The 19,429-nt window shown below is 39.8% G+C and carries 24 protein-coding genes; 16 read left to right on the top strand and 8 right to left on the bottom strand.

Annotated features, from left to right (window positions below; translation table 11 throughout):
• Nucleotides 1-103: 103 nt before the first annotated feature.
• On the top strand, nucleotides 104-268 hold the full coding sequence (locus PNIG_RS20010) for a hypothetical protein (RefSeq protein WP_011327324.1): 165 nt from the start codon (nucleotides 104-106) through the stop codon (nucleotides 266-268).
• Nucleotides 269-286: 18 nt separating this feature from the next.
• On the opposite strand, the gene PNIG_RS03375 is transcribed toward PNIG_RS20010, so the two are convergent.
• Nucleotides 287-1,537, bottom strand: a complete 1,251-nt coding sequence (locus tag PNIG_RS03375; protein ID WP_011327323.1) for a multifunctional CCA addition/repair protein — start codon at nucleotides 1,535-1,537, stop codon at nucleotides 287-289.
• A 142-nt stretch (nucleotides 1,538-1,679) separates the two neighbouring features.
• Between PNIG_RS03375 and PNIG_RS03370 the strand changes: the two genes are divergently transcribed.
• Nucleotides 1,680-1,907, top strand: a complete 228-nt coding sequence (locus PNIG_RS03370; RefSeq protein ID WP_089367803.1) for a hypothetical protein — start codon at nucleotides 1,680-1,682, stop codon at nucleotides 1,905-1,907.
• Between the two features lie 15 nt (nucleotides 1,908-1,922).
• On the opposite strand, the gene PNIG_RS03365 is transcribed toward PNIG_RS03370, so the two are convergent.
• Genes PNIG_RS03365 through PNIG_RS03350 form a run of 4 tightly spaced genes read right to left on the bottom strand, consistent with a single transcriptional unit; the run spans nucleotide 1,923 to nucleotide 5,801 of the window.
• Nucleotides 1,923-2,423 carry a DUF1543 domain-containing protein gene (locus PNIG_RS03365; protein ID WP_011327321.1) on the bottom strand — a complete coding sequence of 167 codons (501 nt, stop codon included), beginning with the start codon at nucleotides 2,421-2,423 and terminating at the stop codon, nucleotides 1,923-1,925.
• Nucleotides 2,424-2,447: 24 nt separating this feature from the next.
• Complete coding sequence (locus PNIG_RS03360; protein ID WP_011327320.1) at nucleotides 2,448-3,797, bottom strand: sigma 54-interacting transcriptional regulator; 1,350 nt, start codon at nucleotides 3,795-3,797, stop codon at nucleotides 2,448-2,450.
• 2 nt (nucleotides 3,798-3,799) lie between these two features.
• On the bottom strand, nucleotides 3,800-4,342 hold the full coding sequence (locus PNIG_RS03355) for a hypothetical protein (RefSeq protein ID WP_011327319.1): 543 nt from the start codon (nucleotides 4,340-4,342) through the stop codon (nucleotides 3,800-3,802).
• Between the two features lies 1 nt (nucleotide 4,343).
• Nucleotides 4,344-5,801: a HAMP domain-containing sensor histidine kinase gene (locus tag PNIG_RS03350; protein ID WP_089368933.1), complete on the bottom strand. Its 1,458-nt coding sequence runs from the start codon at nucleotides 5,799-5,801 to the stop codon at nucleotides 4,344-4,346.
• A 310-nt stretch (nucleotides 5,802-6,111) separates the two neighbouring features.
• On the opposite strand from PNIG_RS03350, the gene PNIG_RS03345 reads away from it, so the two are divergent.
• From PNIG_RS03345 to PNIG_RS03320, 6 genes are all read left to right on the top strand, one after another.
• A complete protein-coding gene (locus PNIG_RS03345; protein WP_011327316.1) occupies nucleotides 6,112-6,345 on the top strand; it encodes an EF-hand domain-containing protein in 234 nt (77 codons plus the stop codon).
• Nucleotides 6,346-6,372: 27 nt separating this feature from the next.
• Complete coding sequence (locus tag PNIG_RS03340; RefSeq protein WP_058372653.1) at nucleotides 6,373-6,600, top strand: hypothetical protein; 228 nt, start codon at nucleotides 6,373-6,375, stop codon at nucleotides 6,598-6,600.
• 155 nt (nucleotides 6,601-6,755) lie between these two features.
• Entirely contained in the window at nucleotides 6,756-6,992 is a 237-nt protein-coding gene (locus PNIG_RS03335) for an EF-hand domain-containing protein (RefSeq protein WP_011327314.1), read from the top strand.
• Nucleotides 6,993-6,999: 7 nt separating this feature from the next.
• Complete coding sequence (locus PNIG_RS03330; protein WP_011327313.1) at nucleotides 7,000-7,236, top strand: EF-hand domain-containing protein; 237 nt, start codon at nucleotides 7,000-7,002, stop codon at nucleotides 7,234-7,236.
• A gap of 123 nt (nucleotides 7,237-7,359) precedes the next feature.
• Nucleotides 7,360-9,033 carry an amidohydrolase gene (locus PNIG_RS03325; protein ID WP_089367802.1) on the top strand — a complete coding sequence of 558 codons (1,674 nt, stop codon included), beginning with the start codon at nucleotides 7,360-7,362 and terminating at the stop codon, nucleotides 9,031-9,033.
• Between the two features lie 113 nt (nucleotides 9,034-9,146).
• The gene (locus PNIG_RS03320) at nucleotides 9,147-9,815 is read left to right on the top strand and encodes a FlgO family outer membrane protein (RefSeq protein ID WP_011327311.1); all 669 of its coding nucleotides are present in this window, start codon (nucleotides 9,147-9,149) and stop codon (nucleotides 9,813-9,815) included.
• A gap of 23 nt (nucleotides 9,816-9,838) precedes the next feature.
• Here PNIG_RS03320 and PNIG_RS03315 read toward each other — a convergent pair whose 3' ends face one another.
• Nucleotides 9,839-10,075, bottom strand: coding sequence for a YgjV family protein (locus PNIG_RS03315; protein WP_089367801.1), 237 nt, complete (start codon nucleotides 10,073-10,075; stop codon nucleotides 9,839-9,841).
• Nucleotides 10,076-10,352: 277 nt separating this feature from the next.
• Between PNIG_RS03315 and PNIG_RS03310 the strand changes: the two genes are divergently transcribed.
• Nucleotides 10,353-11,009: a Crp/Fnr family transcriptional regulator gene (locus PNIG_RS03310; protein ID WP_011327309.1), complete on the top strand. Its 657-nt coding sequence runs from the start codon at nucleotides 10,353-10,355 to the stop codon at nucleotides 11,007-11,009.
• 89 nt (nucleotides 11,010-11,098) lie between these two features.
• Here PNIG_RS03310 and PNIG_RS03305 read toward each other — a convergent pair whose 3' ends face one another.
• Nucleotides 11,099-11,665, bottom strand: a complete 567-nt coding sequence (locus tag PNIG_RS03305) for a phosphoribosyltransferase (protein WP_011327308.1) — start codon at nucleotides 11,663-11,665, stop codon at nucleotides 11,099-11,101.
• A gap of 186 nt (nucleotides 11,666-11,851) precedes the next feature.
• Nucleotides 11,852-13,147 (bottom strand): aminopeptidase PepB, encoded by a 1,296-nt coding sequence (gene pepB / locus PNIG_RS03300; RefSeq protein ID WP_011327307.1) that lies wholly within the window; start codon nucleotides 13,145-13,147, stop codon nucleotides 11,852-11,854.
• Nucleotides 13,148-13,251: 104 nt separating this feature from the next.
• Between pepB and sfsA the strand changes: the two genes are divergently transcribed.
• The 7 genes from sfsA (at nucleotide 13,252) to panC (ending at nucleotide 19,423) form a co-directional block, all read left to right on the top strand.
• A complete protein-coding gene (gene sfsA / locus PNIG_RS03295; RefSeq protein ID WP_089367800.1) occupies nucleotides 13,252-13,968 on the top strand; it encodes a DNA/RNA nuclease SfsA in 717 nt (238 codons plus the stop codon).
• 315 nt (nucleotides 13,969-14,283) lie between these two features.
• A complete protein-coding gene (gene dksA, locus PNIG_RS03290; RefSeq protein WP_011327305.1) occupies nucleotides 14,284-14,727 on the top strand; it encodes an RNA polymerase-binding protein DksA in 444 nt (147 codons plus the stop codon).
• 20 nt (nucleotides 14,728-14,747) lie between these two features.
• Nucleotides 14,748-15,644: a tRNA glutamyl-Q(34) synthetase GluQRS gene (gene gluQRS, locus PNIG_RS03285; protein ID WP_089367799.1), complete on the top strand. Its 897-nt coding sequence runs from the start codon at nucleotides 14,748-14,750 to the stop codon at nucleotides 15,642-15,644.
• 193 nt (nucleotides 15,645-15,837) lie between these two features.
• Nucleotides 15,838-17,259: a polynucleotide adenylyltransferase PcnB gene (gene pcnB / locus PNIG_RS03280; RefSeq protein WP_080516806.1), complete on the top strand. Its 1,422-nt coding sequence runs from the start codon at nucleotides 15,838-15,840 to the stop codon at nucleotides 17,257-17,259.
• 5 nt (nucleotides 17,260-17,264) lie between these two features.
• Nucleotides 17,265-17,750: a 2-amino-4-hydroxy-6-hydroxymethyldihydropteridine diphosphokinase gene (gene folK, locus PNIG_RS03275; RefSeq protein ID WP_011327302.1), complete on the top strand. Its 486-nt coding sequence runs from the start codon at nucleotides 17,265-17,267 to the stop codon at nucleotides 17,748-17,750.
• A gap of 30 nt (nucleotides 17,751-17,780) precedes the next feature.
• The gene (panB, locus tag PNIG_RS03270; RefSeq protein ID WP_011327301.1) at nucleotides 17,781-18,575 is read left to right on the top strand and encodes a 3-methyl-2-oxobutanoate hydroxymethyltransferase; all 795 of its coding nucleotides are present in this window, start codon (nucleotides 17,781-17,783) and stop codon (nucleotides 18,573-18,575) included.
• A complete protein-coding gene (gene panC, locus PNIG_RS03265) occupies nucleotides 18,575-19,423 on the top strand; it encodes a pantoate--beta-alanine ligase (protein WP_011327300.1) in 849 nt (282 codons plus the stop codon). The genes panB and panC overlap by 1 nt, the downstream gene beginning before the upstream one ends.
• The last annotated feature ends 6 nt before the right edge of the window (nucleotides 19,424-19,429 follow it).

The raw sequence follows: 19,429 nt of genomic DNA, 5'->3' as shown, positions 1-19,429 counted from the left end.
TTTTTGGGTTACAATTTAGTAAGAGTTAAAATGTAACTGTTCACTTTTAATTCAGTGGCAAGACCCTAACCTAGCGCTAATCACACTAAGCTAAGGTTTAATCATGCACCCACTATTAGAACAAGAAGAGCTAGATTTTATATTTGAATTATATAGGCCAACAACAAGCACTAAACCTGTAAGCGAGCAGAGCCAAAACCGCAACTATAAAAAAGTAACGCAGCGCCAGTGCAATAAAGATAACAGCACATCAAGTTACTTAATTTAATTACTTTTAATACCCTACTCACTGTGCCTGTTTTTCTCGTGTTAAAAACGCTTTTACACAGTTTATTTCCGCTTGTTTAACTTCCTCGCCTATTTCTGGGCCTTTTTTGCCGCTGTTAAGTGCAGCTTGTACCACTTGTTTTTTATCTAGCTTTAATAGTTCTGCATGAATAGCACGCAGCTTAGCTGCTTGCGGGTAAGGTTTATCTACGAGTGTTTCGCCGCGCCCTTGTGCATCGCATTGGCATGCTTGAGTAAAAGCAATAAAACGTTGTGGATGAACCAAGGCGTTTAAATTAGTCACAATTAACTTATGAACCGTTTCGGGCCTTAATTGCTCTAATGTATGACAAAGAGTGTGATTATCGCTAGTAAGTACGCCAATATCGCGAAAGCAATTAGGTATTTTTAAACGTTCACAAAACTGTTCAACTACAGCAACCCCATCTCGTTCATGGCCACGTAAATTACCGCGTTTTTTAAAACTGATCGCTTTACCAAAGTCGTGAGTTAATGCAGCAAAACGCGTTGCTAAATCAAAATTCAAATCGGCTGCACGCCTAAGTACTAACATGGTATGCACAAACACATCACCCTCGGGGTGATGTTGTTTAGGTTGCGGCACATTAACCATTTTCTCAAGCTCGGGAAAAATCCCTAAGCCTTGCAACGCTTGAAAATAAAGTTCGGGATGCTTTTCACCCAGGGCTTTTTCGGTCTCTAACCATACTCGCTCTGGCACTAAATGATTAAGCTCGCCTTGCTGCTTAAGCTGTTGCATTAGTGCATAAGTGCTCGGATGTATACGCCACTCGCTGCCAAAACGGGCTAAAAAGCGAGCTATACGCAACACCCGCACTGGGTCTTCTACAAATGCATCTGTTGTATGGCGCAGTATTTTATCTTTAAGGTCTTGTTGGCCGTTAAATGGGTCAATTATATTGTCGTTAGCATCGAGCGCCATAGAGTTTATAGTTAAATCACGTCTGGCTAAGTCTTCCTCTAGAGTCACATCTGGGCTGGCATCAACCACAAAACCGGTATAGCCTTTACCACTTTTTCGCTCAGTGCGCCCAAGTGCATATTCTTCTTTGGTTTTTGGGTGTAAGTAAACCGGAAAGTCGCTACCTATTGGCACAAAGCCTAACGCTTCCATTGTCTGTGGCGTTTCGCCAATAACAACATAATCGTTGTCATTTGATGCTCTTTTTAGCAGTAAATCACGCACTGCACCACCAACTAGGTAAACCTGCTCCAATGCTTTATCCACGTAACCTCCAAAAACAAATACCAAAACTGCAATTAATGGTACTAATTATACCCAAAACCATATTAAAAGTCTGAGTAGTTTGACCTACCGCTAACTTGCTCATTACAATAGCGCTTTATTTTTAGCTAAAGTCATAACAACAATGAAAAAGCACTCTGCAAAAAAAGAACTCATGCTACTGCCTATATTACTGGTGGTTATTTTAATGTGTGTGGTGGGGCACTTTTTTATGCAAGCAGATTATCAAGACAGTAACATGATTGAATACATGTTAGCAGCGCTACCATTTGCAATGTTTGGCTTAGTGGTTGTAGCCTTTAAAATGGCGGCTAAAAGCGAAAAAAAAGAACAAAACGAGCAGGATTCTTAATCCTGCGTTATGTGTTTAAAGTACATGATAACCAAACCAATCAGGTTTAATTTTTTGTGCTTGCCCACTTGGGGTCAGTTTTATACTAAGCTGGCTGTCGAGTAAATCTATTGCAAAGCAATCGTCTACGTCGTGTAAATCATCTTTATGAATATGGCTAAAGCCAGCGAGTAAATCGTTTTTAGCGCGCTGTTTGGCCTCTTGACTACTGCTTGCTACATACAGTGCAAAGTCGTGTTGCTCAGCCATTAAATCGCTTCTGTAGGCGCCTAAGTTTACAAAGTAAAGCTGTTTAGTTTGCTCAACGGGCGTGTCGCTTACTGTAACTTTATAACCATCTATGTGGTTAATTGCCATATAGCTATCCATATGCACGCTGTTTTTGTCGCCCACCCATTGGCTTTTTAATTTAGTATAGGTTTGCTCAATGTTTTGCCCAACTACAAAACGAATGTCGTGCATTTCTATATGACAGCCCTGAATTCGCCCACCTAAATACACCATAAATAACTGCATGTTTAGTTCCTATAAATTGGTTATTTAAGCTAAATTATCAACATCTATATTGTGCTTTTTAATCAGTTTATAAAAATCTGAACGGTTACGTTTAGCTAGTTTTGCGCCTTCGGCGACATTTCCACCAGCCATTTTAAGGGTGTTTATTACGTAGTCGCGTTCAAATTCTTTTTTAGCGTCGTTTAGCGACAATGGCTCTACATTTTTTTCGTTGCTATTTAATGCACTTAGCACTAAATGCTCTGAAATAACTTCGCTTGGGGTAAGTGCTACAACTTGCTCTACCACGTTTTGAAGTTGGCGAATATTACCTGGCCAGTCGTAACGCACGAGTGCGTGCATGGCGTCGTTGGCAAAGTGTTTTTCGCTTTGCTTCATTCGCTTTGCAATACTGGCGCTAAAGTATTGTGCAAGTAGACTTATATCTTCGCGACGCTCGCACAAAGGAGGGAGTTTTAAATTAACCACGTTTAAGCGGTAGTATAAATCCTCCCTAAACTGCTGATTTATAATCGCTTCGGGGAGGTTTTTATGAGTTGCCGATACAATGCGAACATCTATGGCTATTTCTTCTTGAAAGCCGACTGGACGTATGGTTTTTTCTTGCAATACGCGCAGTAACTTAACTTGTAAATTAAGCGGCATATCACCTATTTCATCTAAAAATAAGGTGCCTCCCTCAGCTTGTTGAAACAGTCCTTGGTGATCTTTTATTGCCCCAGTAAACGAACCTTTTTTATGACCAAATAATTCTGACTCTAGCAGTTCACCCGGTACTGCGCCGCAGTTTATCGCTACAAATGGGCCTTTACTTACATGGCTATGCTGATGAATAGCTTGAGCTAATAACTCTTTACCCGTACCACTGGCTCCCGATATTAATACGTTAACTTGCGTTGGCCCTAGCAGTTTAACTTGCTCTAGCAAATGTAGCATAGCGCCGCTACGGGTAACTATATTGCTAGTGGGTATTATTTCATCGGCATTTACGCCGTGTATTTCTATCGCTTTTGCTAAGCTGTCGAATAACTCGTCTTTATCTATTGGTTTGGTAATAAATGCAAAAATGCCTTGTTTGGTAGCCTCTACCGCATCAGGAATAGAGCCATGCGCTGTCATCATAATAACGGGCAATGCCGGATAGCGGCTTTGCAATTGGCGGTGCAGTGCCATGCCATCCATTTCGTCCATGCGCAGGTCGGTTACTACGGCATCGAACACTTGGCTTTTTAATATTTGTAACGCAATTAGGCCGCTCTCGCAGGTGGTAACCTCGTAGCCTTTTGATTCGATACGAATAGCGAGCAATTTTAATAAGCTGGCATCGTCATCCACTAATAATACTTTTGCACCTTGCGGTTTTATTGCTGGCATAACTACTGCTCCTTAGTTTCTTCGCGTAATAACAGTTGCTGCTCTATGGTTGCTAATGACGAGAGCGTTTGTTGCATTTTATTATTAAGTGCTTGCTGCTCTTTTTTAGCATTTATTTGTAGTGTTACTTGTTGTTTTTGTAGCCATAAATACTGTTTTATATCGTCTGGCCAATAGTAAGCTTGGTCAAGTTTAAGTAACTTACTCATTACCGTATTAGGATCGCTACTAGTGTTTAAACACATAAATTGAAAAAAGTTTTTTAGTTCTTTTTCGCCAACAAAATCTTTGTTATCTGGGGTTAACTTAAAACCACCACATTTATTAGCATGCCAGGCTATTACTTGCTCCGCAGGGGGATACATAGGATCGCTTTTAGGCCGAGGCTTTGGGCTTGGCTGGCTGTTTTTATCGCTCGTTACTTTAGTTTGAGTTTGCGCCACAGGGCTATCAACCACTTGCTGTTGGGGGTTATTAGTTTTGCACCCCGATAAAATGATGGCACTGCCACACACACATAAAATAGCCATTAAACGCGAGGTCATGCTAGTTAACTCCTTGATTTGTTATTATGGGAAGCGTAATTAAAAATCGACAACCTTGGGGTTCATTTTGCTCTATTAATAATTGTCCGTTTAATTGCTCTACTGACTCTTTAACAATAGTTAAGCCTAAGCCACTGCCTTGTAGCGTAACATTTTTGCTATGCTTACCTTGATAAAATGCGCTAAAAACATGTGCTTTTTCGTGCTCTTTAATTCCGCATCCCTCGTCGCTTATCGCCATTTTTAGCTTACTGTGCTCAAAGGTTAACGCTATAGATACTGCCTGCCCGTGTTGTGAAAACTTTAAGCCATTAGAAATTAATTGCACTAAAATCATTTCAATTAACTCCCCAGGTAACGCAAGCGCCTTATTAGGTAAGTTGTTATGCCAAATAAGGATTTGCTCTCGGGCTGTTAGGCGGTGCTCAAAATGACTATTAATTTTATTAATTAAATGATTAAACTCAACCTCACTTACGCTGTCTTTACTAGTACGAATCGCGTTATAACTAAGTAGGCTGTCAATCATAGTACGAAGGCGCACCATAGACTGGCTAATAAGCTCAAGTACAGCGCGTTGCTCTTTAGTTATAGGGCCAACTATTTCATCGCTGAGCAAGTCGGTGCCCTCGACCATTGAGGCTAGAGGTGTTTTAAGTTCGTGGGTAACGTGGCGTAAAAAGGTGTCTTTTTGCTGCTCAAGTATATGTAACTGAGCTTGCACCCATTGTAATTTATTACCTAATTCAACTAGCTCTGCTGAGCCTTGCACGGCTATTTTTTGTTGCCAGTCACCTTGCCCTAATTTACCAATAATTTTAGTCAAGCTTTTTAAGCGGCCACTTATACGCCACAAAAAACCGCCTCCTACTAAGAGTGTTAGCGGAATTAGCGCCACCAGCCAGTTAATAAATGAAGTTTGTAACTGCGCTATTTCTTTTTGATTATTAGTAATTTGGGTTTCGCTTTTATCGCGTAACCATAAGGTAAGTTCGGCGAGTAAATCGCTAATAGGTAAAAACAAGGCTACCTGCTGTTGTTTTTGTTCAACAAGTTGAGTGTGTGCTAGTTGCAGAGTATTCGTTAAACGCTGCCATTGTGCGGTGTGACTTTTACTGGGCGCTATACGTGTAAGATCTTCAATACTTTGTAGCGATGCTTGCCACTTATCAACTATGAGCGTATCGAGTGACTCACTTTTTAGTACCCAATTTTGCCGAGTAGCGCGCTCTAAACTATTGAGTTCTTGTTTTAAAATATTAAACGATTTAGTTACTTGGTAGTTATTACTAACAATTTGCTGAGTTACAGCTAACTGCTTATTAAGCGCATTTAAAAATACAATAACCACTAACGATAAGGGTAATAACGACAGCAGCATACTCATTACAAACTGGCTAATTAAATTAGGGCGCCAATTAAGTATTGCTTTGTATTTTTCAGCCATCGCTGCTGGCATTGCATCCATCCTTTAGTAACTTTAAACAGCCTATTATTAAGCGTTTAAGTTATACACTAGCTGAATCAATTTATATATCTGTTATTCGTACTGTAAAGCCGCCTGTTGCCAAACAGCAACAACTCAACTCTTTGATTTGTATTGCTTCTTTATTTATAAGCCAAATTTCGTTGCAAAAAACACACAGATACCTGTAAAACTTGCTTAACCTATAACACCAAAAACCATAAGCAACTGAATTTAAAAGATAAAAATAATTGGCATCGTTTTTGTAATAGTTAATCTAAGTTTATCTTATAAGGAAATGACCATGAGTAATCGCTTTTTAATTATTATGCCAATCGTTGCGCTAGGCTTTTTGAGCGCTAACGCGCTGGCAATGGATGTACAAGCTACTTTTAATGAACTTGATAAAGACAGTAACGGTACTCTCAGCGAAGCTGAAGCTGGTGAGGACGCTGTACTTCATGAAAACTTTTCACAAATAGATACTGATCAAAATGGTCAGTTGTCGCTAGATGAGTTTAAACAGTTTATTAAGTAACTAACCTAGTAACCAAAGGAGTTTTTTATGAAACAGCTTATAGCCGCATTTTCGTTACTGTTTTTAGTTATTAGTGCTACTGCCCTGGCTTCATCGTTTAATGCTCGTTTTGCTTTTTTAGATAAAAATATGGATGGAAAAATATCTATTACCGAAGCCAAAAAAGATAAAGAAGTAATGAAACAGTTTTCTGATTTAGATGTAAATAACGATGAAATGATCTCTAAAAAAGAGTTTGAGGCGTTTAAGCCTTAAGTTTAAATTCAAGTTTAATCTTGTAAAATTAACTAAAAGTATTTGCTATAACCCCTGAGGGAGTGTGTAAATGGATTTAATGTTGGGCGTTAAATTATGGCAAGTACTTTATTTTATTACGAATGACATTAAAATGAGCTTTGCGAAGGAGCACCATGAAGATACGCGCTTGTTTAGTTAGTTGCTTATTATTACTAAGCTTTAATTCATTAGCACTTGATGTAAAGCAACGTTTTGATCACCTTGATACAGATCAAAGCGGCTATTTAATTCACCATGAGCTTGAGGCTCAACCGCACTTACTAAACAACTTTAGCAAATGGGATAAAAACCAAGATAATAAAATTTCATTGGTTGAATTTAAAAATTATCTTACGAATAACCTCTACTGAGTAATTTATGAAAAATATAAGCTATATAGCGCTCGTTGCGCTTAGTATTTGTAGCACACCAAGCTTTGCCAGCAGCAATAACATTGCCAAGCAATTTGAAAAATTTGATCGTAACCAAAACGGCTTATTAAGCCGAGCAGAAACAGCCAGTGACCCTGCCCTATGGTCTCGTTTTGCAAGTTACGATAAAGACAAAGACGGCCACCTTTCTTTAAGCGAATTTACACTTTATGCAAGTCAGTAATTAATTTACCAATAAATTAACTGGCTTACTCTGCACAAATAACAATCCAACCACCTCAAGTGGTTGGTATTATAAAAGTGAGTTTGTTATGTTAAAGCCATTAACAATAAAAATAAGCTCACTATGCCACTCAAAAAAATAATCAAACCTTTGCTACTCGCTTGCCTTTGCGCAGGCTCAAGCCTTGCGGTTGCGCAAACTAAAGTTATTTACAACGCCAACGGCTACACACCTTTGTACAAAGGTGAAGTGCAGCAGTTTTCTACTTTAGTTATAAAAAACGGTAAAGTAGTTAAACTTGGCGGCGATACGCTGAAAAATAGCTTTCCAGATGCCAAGCTTATTGACGCTCATGGCAATACGCTATTACCGGGTTTAATTGACGCACACGGTCACATTATTGGTTTAGGCAATAACCTGTCACAATTAGATTTACGCGGTGCGCTTTCTATTGATGAAGTTACTAATAAACTCAAGGTATTTGCAAATAACAAACAAGGTTGGATTATTGGCCGTGGCTGGAATCAAGAGCTGTGGCAAAAAAAGCAGTTTCCTACCGCTGCCGATTTAGATAAAGTAGTGAGCGATCGCCCTATTGTACTATCGAGAATTGATGGCCACGCTATTTGGGTAAATAGCAAAGCCCTAGAGCTTGCGGGCATTACTGCAAACACCCAATCGCCAGAAGGCGGCGAAATTATTAAAGACGAATTTGGCAATCCTACTGGTATATTTGTAGATAAAGCAGAATCGTTAATTAAACAATTTATGCCAAAACCATCAAAACAAACTCTTAGTGACTCTTTAGATGCTGCCGGTAATCATTTATTAAGTTTAGGGATTACCTCAACCCATGATGCGGGTATAGATAAAACCACTTGGGAATTATACAAAGAACGCGGTGAACTAGGCAATTTACCACTGCGTATTGTGGCAATGCTCAGTGGCGCGAGTCCTGATTTAAAAACCATGTTAAAAGCAGGTCGATACCAAGATGCCAACGACTTTATGTCTATTCGCAGCGTTAAGGTTTATGCTGATGGCGCATTAGGTTCGCGTGGCGCGGCGCTAATTGAGGATTATGCCGATAGAAAAAACCACCATGGCTTAATGCTCGAAACCCAGCAAAAACTAGAAGAGTTATTTACGCTTAGTTTTAAAAGCGGTTTTAGTGCCAACACCCATGCAATTGGCGACAAAGCTAACCACGTTGTATTAGATGCTTATAAAAATGTATTTAAAGCAACCGGCGGAATTTTACTACGTAACCGTATGGAGCATGCACAAATAGTAACGCTTGATGATATTAAGCGCTTTAAAACATTAAAAATTATTCCTTCAATGCAACCAGTGCATGCCACCTCTGATATGCACATGGCAGAGCAACGCTTAAGCGAAAAGCAATTAGCGGGTGCTTATGCATGGCAAACCTTTTTAAAACAAGGGTCAGTGATTGCAGCAGGATCTGACTACCCAATAGAATTGGCAAATCCTTTTGATGGCTTGTATGCAACAATTACTCGTATGGATCACAACCAACAACCAACCCAGGGCTGGCGCGCTAGCGAAGTATTAAGCCGTGAAGACGCACTGCGTGCTTTTACCCTAGGCGGCGCTTATGCAGCGCATCAAGAGTTTAAAGTGGGTAGTTTAGAGCAAGGAAAGTGGGCCGACTTTATTTTAATAGATAAAGATTATTTTAAAGCCCCGGTTGATGAACTATATAAAATAAACGTATTACAAACATGGATTGCAGGCAAACTTCGTTACGAAAAAGAGGCTGTGACTGCGCAATAAACTGAATACAAACTGAAAATAACAAATTAATGATAAAATTTAATTAAAGTAATCAAAAAGTGTGTCGATAAAGTGGGGTATTTAAAAATTCTCTTATGTTTCAGGAAGAAAACATGTTATCTAAAAAAATATCTCTTACTTTATCGGCACTTTTTACCCTTTCACTTTCAGCTTGTTCTAGTCACCCTGTTTACAATGGTCACGCTCCTCATAATGACTATTCTCATAACAAAAGGCACGTTCAAAATGACTCGCCTCGCGTGAGTAACTGGCAGTTTCCAGAAAAAAATTACCGCCCAATAAATAGCAGTAAATTACTTAGTAATTACACCGAACAATTAGCCATGAAGCTAATTGAAAATATGAATTACATAAATAGTAATACCCCTATTGCCATTACTTCTTTTGTAAATTTAGATGATAACCTACAAACAACTAATATTTTTGGTAACCATTTAGCTGAGAGCTTTATTACTGAACTACAAGAGTTTGGATTATCTGTTGTAGATTACAAACACACAGGAACTGTACATGTAACCCCAAATGGCGACTTTTCATTTAGTCGTAATGGTCGAGAAATTAAAGGCTACCCGCATATTGAATACACTTTGACTGGCACACTTACTTATACCAATCGCGGTGTTATTGTAAACGCACGTATTATTGGCGCTAAGTCAAAGGTAGTGGTGTCTTCGGCTAAAGGATTTGTGCCTAGTTTTGTGGTTGAGTCGTTATATCCCACTCGCCGCGTTGACGGCATAGCGCTTGACGCAATCTTATAAAAACCAAAAAGGATTAGCTTAGGCTAATCCTTTTTAGGCTCTGGCTGTTTATTACGGTATAATTTAAAAATATGATACGCGTTTACAAACGCGAGTAAGCCGTTAGTAAAGGCAACGGGTACTGCACCAATAGCTAAGCCATAAATAGTAAAGGCGATACACCCAAATAAATTATACCAACGCAGCTTTACCACGTCGGTCATTGTTAACGATGCAACCAGTAAAGCAGATGCTATATAACCTAAATATTCCCAACTCAATTGTTCTCTCCTAGGCTTTAGGTTAGCATTGCATATTAAACTTTAGTACATTGAATCTGTACAGCAACGTAACAGCTAAATAAAAGTTAACCTATAAATGGCTTAAAACTCTGTTGGTTATCAGCAGCTATACTGCTCAAATAATTAGTCCAACAGTGCCAGCCCATTATATTAGCAGCACCTGATATGTTAATTAATTTAACATAATTTCTTAGAGCTTTGATGCTATCGCCATTAAGGTGCAATAAATAGGACAATTGTCCGAAGAGTATGATTGATGTTTCAATACCATTTTTCCAGTTATCTTGTTGAACAACTACTTACCTTTGCCGGTAGTAGTTATCAGCAATCAAAAAAAGAAATATTAATACAACAAGACCAGCCTTTAACTAAGTTGGTACTTGTGCGCAGCGGAACTGTGTCGTTTAGTTACGATGTAGGTAACGGACGACGCCTGCTGCTTGGTCAACTCGATTGCAATAACACCCTCATTGGTGAAATAGAAGCGCTCAATAATAACCCCTGCATTTATACAGTAACCTGCTTTAGCGATGTAACTTATAATTTAATTGAGTTAAAGCATTGGCGTGCGTTATTACTTGAAAAACCTGAGCTGAGTTTATACACAGCACAAACTATAGCGGCTAAATTTCAAGAAAATCAAAAAATAAACCTAGATAAATTATTATTGCCACTGAGCTATAACATAGCTAAAGACTGCCTACTAAGAGCCGAGAACAACAACCCTACACTGCTGCGTGCATATCCTACGGTAAATGCCGAAGCAGAACGTTTTGCAACCACTGAGCGCGCTTACAGGCGCGTTGTAACAGAACTCGTAGAAAAAAGCTTAGTACAAAGAAGTACCCAAGGTTTATTAGCAGTAGATATACCGCGCCTAAGCCAATATGTAGATAGCTTTGCGCAATTGTAATTTATTACATCAGGTTACATAGGTTGAAACGTTAAGTTTTATCCATAAAAAAAGGCCTTAATGGCCTTTTTTTTATTTATGCAGGTTGATTATTTTTCTAGCAAAATGTCATGTATTTTTGCTAGGTCTGATTTGCCAGCAATAATTTCATCCGGTGTTAAACCCGATAACTCATGCGGAAACACTAGCCATTCTTCAGACTCATGAATATAGTAATCTGGCTTCATGTCTACTTTAGAGTTTTTAGGCTTGTAGTAAGGGCATGCAATGCGAATATCGCGCGGTAAGTTTAAACGCATTAGCTCTGAAAGCTTTTCTTTTAATGCAAAAATACTGCGGCCAGAGTCAAACACATCATCAACAATGAGTAATGAGTCACCTGCATTAGCATTTTCTACAATGTAGTGTAAACCATGTACTTTTATCTCTTTAGATTGCTTTCCAATGCCATAATAAGACGATGTACGTACCGCAATGTGATCGGTTTCAATGCCTTTGTAATCGTAAAATTCTTGCACTGCAATACCTATGGGTGCACCACCTCGCCAAATACCAATAATGAAATCTGGACGAAAGCCATCATTATACACTTGCGCTGCTACGCGAAATGAATCTTCAAGTAATTGTTGAGCCGTGATATAGCACTTATCTGACATAGTTAGGATCCCAGTGGTGAGTACAACATTTGAGCGCAGCTTAGATTAAAGCTGTAAATGAAACGTTCAAACATCTAAGGCGAGGGATTTTACCGTAATTTAAATCAAAATGCTTGTTTGCAGCACAAAAAAATAGGCACCAAACGGTGCCTATTATAATTTTTTAATAAACTAACTCTGCAAATATTACGCTTTTTCTAACAAGGTGCGAGCAACAGTACGCATGCCTTGTGTGGTAGCGCCTGCAGCCCATTGGTTAGTGCTGCTCATATTAAATGCAGCTGCCAGATCAATATGCACCCAGCCTTTGCCATCATTTGCTACAAAGCGCGATAAGAAACCAGCCGCATTTGATGCACCACCATAACCACCGCCTTTTTGCGCACGGCTGTTAGCTGTATCGGCATAAGCCGATGGGCAGTTTTGCTGATGCCACTTTTCAAGTGGTAATGGCCACGCTGCTTCCATTTCTTGAGAAGCAAAGTCTTCAACTTCACGTACTAGCTCTTTATCAAGTGCAAACAAAGCATTGTACTCTTGGCCAACAGCAACTAGCGCAGCGCCGGTTAGTGTTGCAGCATCAATAATTAATGGCGCACCACTCTCACCTGCGGCCATTAAGCCATCAGCTAATACTAAACGCCCTTCAGCATCGGTGTTTACAATTTCAACTGTAGTGCCATTTTTATACGTTAAAATGTCACCCAATTTATAAGCATGGCCAGAAATTAAGTTTTCTGCACAGCATAAAAACAGCTTAATACGTTTTTCAATACCGCGATTAATAGCCAGTGCCAAACCAGCCGTTACTGTAGCAGCACCGCCCATATCGCACTTCATGCCTAGCATACCTTCGCTTGACTTAATTGAGTAACCGCCTGAGTCAAACGTAATCCCTTTACCTACAAGCGCAGCGCTTACTGGCGCATTTGCGTCGCCTGTTGGGTTGTAATCAAGCTCAAGTAAAACTGGCGGGCGAACACTACCACGGCCAACAGCATGAATACCGATCCACTGTTGCTCTAATAATGCATCGCCTTTAATAATTTGGTAGCTCACATGCTCAGGCGCTAACGATTGAATAAATTCAGCGGCTTTTTCAGCAAGGCTTTCTGGGTAAATGTCATCGGCAGTACCGTTAACCATTTCGCGAGCCCAAATAGCTGAGGTTTTTAAGTTACCTAGCTCTTTAATATCTGACTGTGCGTTGTCAACAAAGGTAACGCCATTTAACGATTTAGGCGTTACAAACCCTTGATAAAACGCCCACTGGCTTTCGGTACACCAAGTATCGCCAGTTAGTTCAACAGCTTTTACGCCTTGAGTAGCAATAGTACGCGCTGCTTTTTGAACATTTTTTAATGTTTCTTGCTCAGATAAATGAACGGTTGCCCCGTGTTCATTAAAAGATAACGACGCGTTTTCGCCCCAATGGCTTGGTGCTGACTGCTCGCTTAGTTGAACAACAAATTTTTCACTCATGTTAGAATATCCTTGCACTTAAATGTGCCACCGAGTTTACTATAGAGCGCTTGAGTTCCCAACAGCTTGAGATAAATAACATAAATTACGCTACGGAAGTTATTATGAAGTACCAACCTGCCCTGCAATCAGCCACCTTATTAAAACGCTATAAACGTTTTTTAGCTGATTTACAGCTCAGTGATGGCTCAGAGTTTACCGCCCATTGTGCCAATACAGGTAAAATGACTGGCTGCGCTGAACCCGGTTTTAATGCTTTTTACTCCACCAGTACTAATAGCAAACGCAAATACCCGCAATCGTTAGAGCTCACCCAAAATAGCTTATCGCAACTTATTTGCGTTAATACCGCAGTGGCAAATAAAGTTGTTGCTGAAGCTATAAATGCCAATCTTATTAGTGAGCTTAGCAATTATGAGCAATTACAAAGCGAAGTTAAATATGGCAACGAAAACAGCCGTATCGACTTTTTACTAACCAGCGATGAGCGTCCTAATTGCTACGTTGAAGTTAAATCGGTAACGCTATTAAGCCAAGATAACCCCCGCAGTGGCCAAGGCTACTTTCCTGATGCACCAACTCTGCGCGGGCAAAAACATATTCGCGAATTAATAGAGATGGTAGAGCAAGGTCATCGTGCAGTATTGCTTTTTGCTGTACTGCACCAGGGAATAAACCAGGTAAGCGCTGCTGCTCATATAGACAATAAATATGCACAGTTACTAAATGAGGCAATTAACCAAGGCGTTGAGGTATTAGCATATAAAGCAGATATTTCTACCAACGAAATCATCTTAAAAGAGAAGCTCCCTTTTATATAATCATCATTTAATACAAAGTGTTGTAATTAGGTTTTGGTAAATACAAATATAAAGCAGCGGTAATGGGCTAAATATATAAAGTAAACTTTAAGTAACACCTTGTTTTTTAAATTTTAGCCCACATATATAGGCAAGTTTAGAAACCGATAGTGCGATTAAAAAAAGTACAAATATTACTTATCATACTTTTAAATCAATAAACGTGGTTACAGCTAATTCGATTAATTAAAAATAAATTTGCCTAGGGTATGAGATTCTGTTATTTATACCGCCGGCTAATGCTGAGGCATTAAATTAAGGATTTAGGAGAGAGTTATGCCAAACCAAAATAGATTAGGATTATTGGCTCAAGCCGGTTTAGAACCATACCAAGAAAAACCAGGTGAAGAGTATATGAATGAAGCACAACGTGTTCATTTTAAAACAATTTTAGAAACTTGGCGTAACGATTTACGCAACGAAGTTGATCGTACTAAATCGTATATGCAAGATGAAGCTGCTAACTTTCCTGATCCAGTTGACCGTGCTGCGCAAGAAGAAGAGTTCTCTTTAGAACTGCGTACTCGTGACCGCGAACGTAAACTGATCAAAAAAATTGAAAAAACAATCAACTTAATTAAAGAAGATGATTTTGGTTTTTGTGAGTCTTGTGGTATCGAAATTGGTATTCGCCGCTTAGAAGCGCGCCCGACTGCTGATTTATGCGTAGACTGTAAAACACTTGCAGAAATTAAAGAAAAGCAATCTGGACGTGGCTAATTAACTTATATTAATTAGTTATGTTTACTACAGCCGTTATTACGCCAACGCGTAAATACTGCGGTCGCTTTGCACCGTCTCCTTCTGGGCCATTACATTTTGGCTCATTAGTAGCGGCTGTAGGTAGCTATCTTGATGCTAAAGCTAACCAAGGAAAATGGTTAGTTCGCATCGAAGATATAGACACCACTCGCGTTGTAAAAGGCGCCGACACCGACATTCTAAATACCTTACAAGCCTATTCTCTGCACTGGGATGAAAACGTCGTTTATCAAACACAACGTTTAGATTTATACCAAGATGTTGTTAACTCTTTACACAATAAAAACCTTATTTATGCCTGTAGTTGCTCGCGCAAACAAATTAAAGCTATTGGCGGAATTTACCAAGGTCATTGTAAAAACCTGCACCAAGATATAACCCACAGTGCCCTGCGCCTTAGCCAAAGCTTTGCCACCAACCAATTTAACGATTTAATTCAAGGCGACATAAACGTTAATAACGCCTTTGCTGCTGAAGATTACATAATAAAGCGCAGCGATGGTTTATTTGCCTACCAGCTTGTGGTGGTAATTGACGATATAGACCAAGGGATCACGCGCATTGTTAGAGGGGCTGACCTAATTGAGCCTACCGTTCGCCAGATCAGTTTGTTTAAACAACTTAATAGCCCAGTCCCCCAATTTGCTCATTTACCCTTAGCGGTTGCAAAGCCAGGCTTTAAGCTCTCAAAGCAAAATTATGCGCCAGCAATTTGTAAGCAAAACCCTAAACCGGTACTTATCGATGTGTTCGCGTTTTTAGGCCTAGCGGTACATAACCAGCTTATGGACTTAAATATTGAGCAACTACTTGCATGGGGGGTAAATAACTTTAGCTTAAATCAAGTGCCAAACCTTGCTGAAATTCAAATTTAGCAGCCCACAACTCCCCGCGCGCAATAATTTAGACCTTTAAGTAAATAAAAATCGCTAAAAATGGCTTAATTTCAGTGCAGCAACTTAATTTTTAAACCTTGCTGGTATATGATAGCCGCCTAAATATATGCTATTTACATTAATCAGCCAGTAATAGGTTATAACACCTACATTTGCTGTAATTTTGATTGCAATGGCAAGTCAATCAACACCTTCTAGGAGACAGACTATTATTTCCAAGCTTTTTCAATTTTGTCGACAAATAATCGGCCCTAATGCCAGTGCCGAAAACACGGCAATAAGCAGCGAACCGCTAGTGATCTCACGAGGTGAACATGGTATTTCTCGTAAACAATTTAGCCCAAATGCAATCAAAGTTTTATACCGTTTAAAAGACGGTGGTTTTGACGCCTACCTAGTTGGTGGTTGTATTCGCGATGTATTGTTAGGTCAACAGCCAAAAGATTTTGACGTGGTAACAAATGCCACGCCAGAACAAGTTAAAAAGTTATTTAGAAACTGTCGTTTAATTGGCCGCCGCTTTCGTTTAGCTCACATTGTATTTGGTCGTGAAATAATAGAAGTAGCTACCATGCGCGGGCACCACGAAGCGCCAGAGGACAAAAACCAAATAAGCCAATCGAGTGAGCAAGGACAATTGCTACGCGACAACGTATTTGGCAGTATTGAGGAAGACGCAGAACGCCGTGACTTTTCAATCAATGCACTTTATTACTCAATTAACGATTTTTGTATTTACGATTACGCCAATGGTTTAGCCGCAATAAAAGCTAAACAAATTGAGCTAATTGGCGATCCAGAAACGCGTTACCGTGAAGATCCGGTGCGCATGCTACGTGCGGTACGCTTTGCCACTAAGCTAGATATGAAAATTGCACCAAACAGCGAAAAGCCGATGACTGCTTTAGCAAGTTTGCTAGATAACATACCACCAGCGCGTTTGTTTGAAGAAATACTCAAACTGTTTTTAAACGGCAAAGCACAAGCTAACTACTTAATGCTGCGCAAATACGGCCTATTTAACTCACTGTTTCCAGAGCTAAACCGTATTTTAGATAATAATCCTGGCGGGCTTGAAGCCACTTTTATTGAAAACATGTTTAAAAATACAGACGATCGTATTAACGCAGATAAAAAAGTAACCCCTGCGTATGTATTTGCTGCGCTACTTTGGTTTCCGCTATTAGAGCGCACCAAAACAGTACAAAATGAAGAGCAGCTCTCTGAATACGATGCATTTTCGCAAGCAATTAATAGTGTACTTAGCGATAACGCCCAGCACATAGCTGTTCCTAAACGCTTTACTTTAGGCGCACGCGACATTTGGCATATACAGCATCGTTTAGATAAACGTGCCGGCCAACGTGCATACAGATTAACGCAGCAACCTCGCTTTAAAGCCGCATACGACTTTTTATTAATGCGTGTAGAGGCAGGCGAAACACAACATAGCGAGCTTGCTCAGTGGTGGACACAATATTTGAGCCTAGATATTAATGGCCAAAAAGAAATGGTAAGAACCTTGGGTCAGCCTGCGGGGCCAAAACCACGCAGACGCGCTCGCCGCCGCACACCTAAAAAGCCAACAGAGTAACTTCTATGCACTGTGTTTATTTAGGTTTGGGTGCCAATTTAAACTCACCAAAAAAGCAGCTTGATAACGCTATTGCCGCGCTTAAAAAGCTGCCAGATTGTGAATTTATAAGTGTTTCGCATTACTATGCGAGTAAGCCCATGGGCCCACAAGACCAACCTGACTATATTAACGCCGTTGCCTGCATAAACACTACGCTTAGCCCTGAAAAGCTGCTTGATTTAACCCAAGCAATTGAGCTTGAGCATGGCCGTGTTAGAAAAGCCGAGCGTTGGGGGCCACGTACTTTAGATATAGATATGTTATTGTTTGACGCACAAACAATTAATACCGAGCGCCTTATAGTGCCTCATTATGGTTTAACTGAACGTGAGTTTGTTGTGTATCCACTGCTAGAACTTGCGCCAAAACTTATTTTACCCAGCGGCATTGCACTACACACTATTGCAAATACATTACCGCTTAACAATTTACAACAATTACCACAGTAATTAACTAAGGCTTATGCCGGTGAGAAAATTATGTCTAAAATAACAGTTTCAACTTTAAATAAAATGAAAGCAGAAAAAAATAAAATTACTGCTTTAACAGCTTATGATGCCAGTTTTGCTAAGTTATTTCATGATAACGGCGTTGAAGTTATTTTAGTTGGCGACTCTTTGGGTATGGTATTACAGGGCGGCGACGATACACTTGGCGTAACTAATCAAGATATTGCCTATCACACTCGTTGCGTACGTGCGGGTAGCCGTGAGCTGTTTGTAATTGCTGATATGCCGTTTATGACTTATTCGAGCCCCAATGACACCTGTAAAAATGCCGCTGAGCTAATGCGTGCTGGTGCAAACATGGTTAAGTTAGAAGGGGGTGAATGGCTTTTTGAGAGCATTGAAGCCCTAACTCAACAAGGTATTCCTGTGTGTGGTCATTTAGGCCTAACGCCGCAGTCGGTACATGTGTTTGGTGGTTTTAAAGTACAAGGGCGTGCAGAAGAGCAAGCACTAAAAATAATTGCCGATGCTAAAGCCCTTGAAGCGGCTGGCGCACAATTATTAGTACTGGAATGTATTCCAAGCGCACTGGCAAAACGCGTTACCGACGCATTAACTATTCCTACTATTGGCATTGGCGCGGGTAATACTACCGATGGTCAAATATTAGTAATGCACGACTTAGTAGGTATTTCTGCTGGGTTTATTCCTAAATTTTCGAAAAACTTTTTACTCGAAACAGGCAATATGCCTGAAGCCGTTAAAAAGTATTGTACCGATGTAAAAAGCGGTGCCTTTCCAAGTGCCGAACACGAGTTTAAATAATGCAGTCAATTACTGAAATTAAATCATTACGTAGCCAAATTAAAGCATGGCGCCAAGCCGGATTAAGCATTGCCCTAGTACCCACTATGGGCAACTTGCACTTAGGCCACTTTTCGTTAGTCGAAAAAGCAAAAATGATGGCCGATAAAGTCGTAGTAAGCATTTTTGTTAACCCTATGCAATTTGGCGCTAATGAAGACTTAGACAATTACCCTCGTACCCTTGATGAGGACAAGCGTGGCTTAGCCGACCTTGAAACTGATATTGTATTTACGCCAAGTGTAGAGACTATTTATCCTAATGGTTTAGCTGCACAAAGCTTTGTAGATGTACCTGATATTTCATTAGGTTATTGTGGTGGTTCACGCCCAGGGCACTTTAGAGGTGTGGCAACAGTTGTTACTAAACTCTTTAATTTAGTGCAGCCAGATTACGCTTGTTTTGGCGAAAAAGACTTTCAGCAGCTACAAGTAATTAAAACTATGGCTCGCGACTTATCGATTCCGGTTGAAGTTATTGGTGTATCAACTATGCGTGAAGTCTCTGGGCTTGCTATGAGTTCGCGTAATGGTTACTTATCGAATGAGCAAAAAGACAGTGCCACCGCACTTTTTAAAGTGCTTAATAACTGCGCTGAGCAACTTAAAAGTGGTAATACTGACTTTGCTACGCTGGAAGAAACAGCCAAACAAAGTTTACAGCAAGCTGGATTAAAACCAGACTATTTTTCGATAGCTCAACGAGATACGTTAAAAGCTGCTACACTCGATGATAACAAATTTGTTATTTTAGCCGCGGCCTATTTAGGCAGTGTTAGATTAATCGATAACCTTCAGGTTGAAGTTTAATATAAC

This window comes from Pseudoalteromonas nigrifaciens, from assembly GCF_002221505.1.
GTDB classification, from domain to species: Bacteria; Pseudomonadota; Gammaproteobacteria; order Enterobacterales; family Alteromonadaceae; genus Pseudoalteromonas; species Pseudoalteromonas nigrifaciens.
This window is presented reverse-complemented; position numbering and strand designations above follow the sequence as displayed.

Coding starts and splice junctions, on each gene's coding strand:
- PNIG_RS20010 (WP_011327324.1), top strand. CDS start 104: ATGCACCCACTATTAGAACAAGAAGAGCTAGATTTTATATTTGAATTA.
- PNIG_RS03370 (WP_089367803.1), top strand. CDS start 1,680: ATGAAAAAGCACTCTGCAAAAAAAGAACTCATGCTACTGCCTATATTA.
- PNIG_RS03365 (WP_011327321.1), bottom strand. CDS start 2,423: ATGCAGTTATTTATGGTGTATTTAGGTGGGCGAATTCAGGGCTGTCAT.
- PNIG_RS03360 (WP_011327320.1), bottom strand. CDS start 3,797: ATGCCAGCAATAAAACCGCAAGGTGCAAAAGTATTATTAGTGGATGAC.
- PNIG_RS03355 (WP_011327319.1), bottom strand. CDS start 4,342: ATGACCTCGCGTTTAATGGCTATTTTATGTGTGTGTGGCAGTGCCATC.
- PNIG_RS03350 (WP_089368933.1), bottom strand. CDS start 5,801: ATGCCAGCAGCGATGGCTGAAAAATACAAAGCAATACTTAATTGGCGC.
- PNIG_RS03345 (WP_011327316.1), top strand. CDS start 6,112: ATGAGTAATCGCTTTTTAATTATTATGCCAATCGTTGCGCTAGGCTTT.
- PNIG_RS03340 (WP_058372653.1), top strand. CDS start 6,373: ATGAAACAGCTTATAGCCGCATTTTCGTTACTGTTTTTAGTTATTAGT.
- PNIG_RS03335 (WP_011327314.1), top strand. CDS start 6,756: ATGAAGATACGCGCTTGTTTAGTTAGTTGCTTATTATTACTAAGCTTT.
- PNIG_RS03330 (WP_011327313.1), top strand. CDS start 7,000: ATGAAAAATATAAGCTATATAGCGCTCGTTGCGCTTAGTATTTGTAGC.
- PNIG_RS03325 (WP_089367802.1), top strand. CDS start 7,360: ATGCCACTCAAAAAAATAATCAAACCTTTGCTACTCGCTTGCCTTTGC.
- PNIG_RS03320 (WP_011327311.1), top strand. CDS start 9,147: ATGTTATCTAAAAAAATATCTCTTACTTTATCGGCACTTTTTACCCTT.
- PNIG_RS03310 (WP_011327309.1), top strand. CDS start 10,353: ATGTTTCAATACCATTTTTCCAGTTATCTTGTTGAACAACTACTTACC.
- PNIG_RS03305 (WP_011327308.1), bottom strand. CDS start 11,665: ATGTCAGATAAGTGCTATATCACGGCTCAACAATTACTTGAAGATTCA.
- pepB (WP_011327307.1), bottom strand. CDS start 13,147: ATGAGTGAAAAATTTGTTGTTCAACTAAGCGAGCAGTCAGCACCAAGC.
- sfsA (WP_089367800.1), top strand. CDS start 13,252: ATGAAGTACCAACCTGCCCTGCAATCAGCCACCTTATTAAAACGCTAT.
- dksA (WP_011327305.1), top strand. CDS start 14,284: ATGCCAAACCAAAATAGATTAGGATTATTGGCTCAAGCCGGTTTAGAA.
- gluQRS (WP_089367799.1), top strand. CDS start 14,748: ATGTTTACTACAGCCGTTATTACGCCAACGCGTAAATACTGCGGTCGC.
- pcnB (WP_080516806.1), top strand. CDS start 15,838: ATGGCAAGTCAATCAACACCTTCTAGGAGACAGACTATTATTTCCAAG.
- folK (WP_011327302.1), top strand. CDS start 17,265: ATGCACTGTGTTTATTTAGGTTTGGGTGCCAATTTAAACTCACCAAAA.
- panB (WP_011327301.1), top strand. CDS start 17,781: ATGTCTAAAATAACAGTTTCAACTTTAAATAAAATGAAAGCAGAAAAA.
- panC (WP_011327300.1), top strand. CDS start 18,575: ATGCAGTCAATTACTGAAATTAAATCATTACGTAGCCAAATTAAAGCA.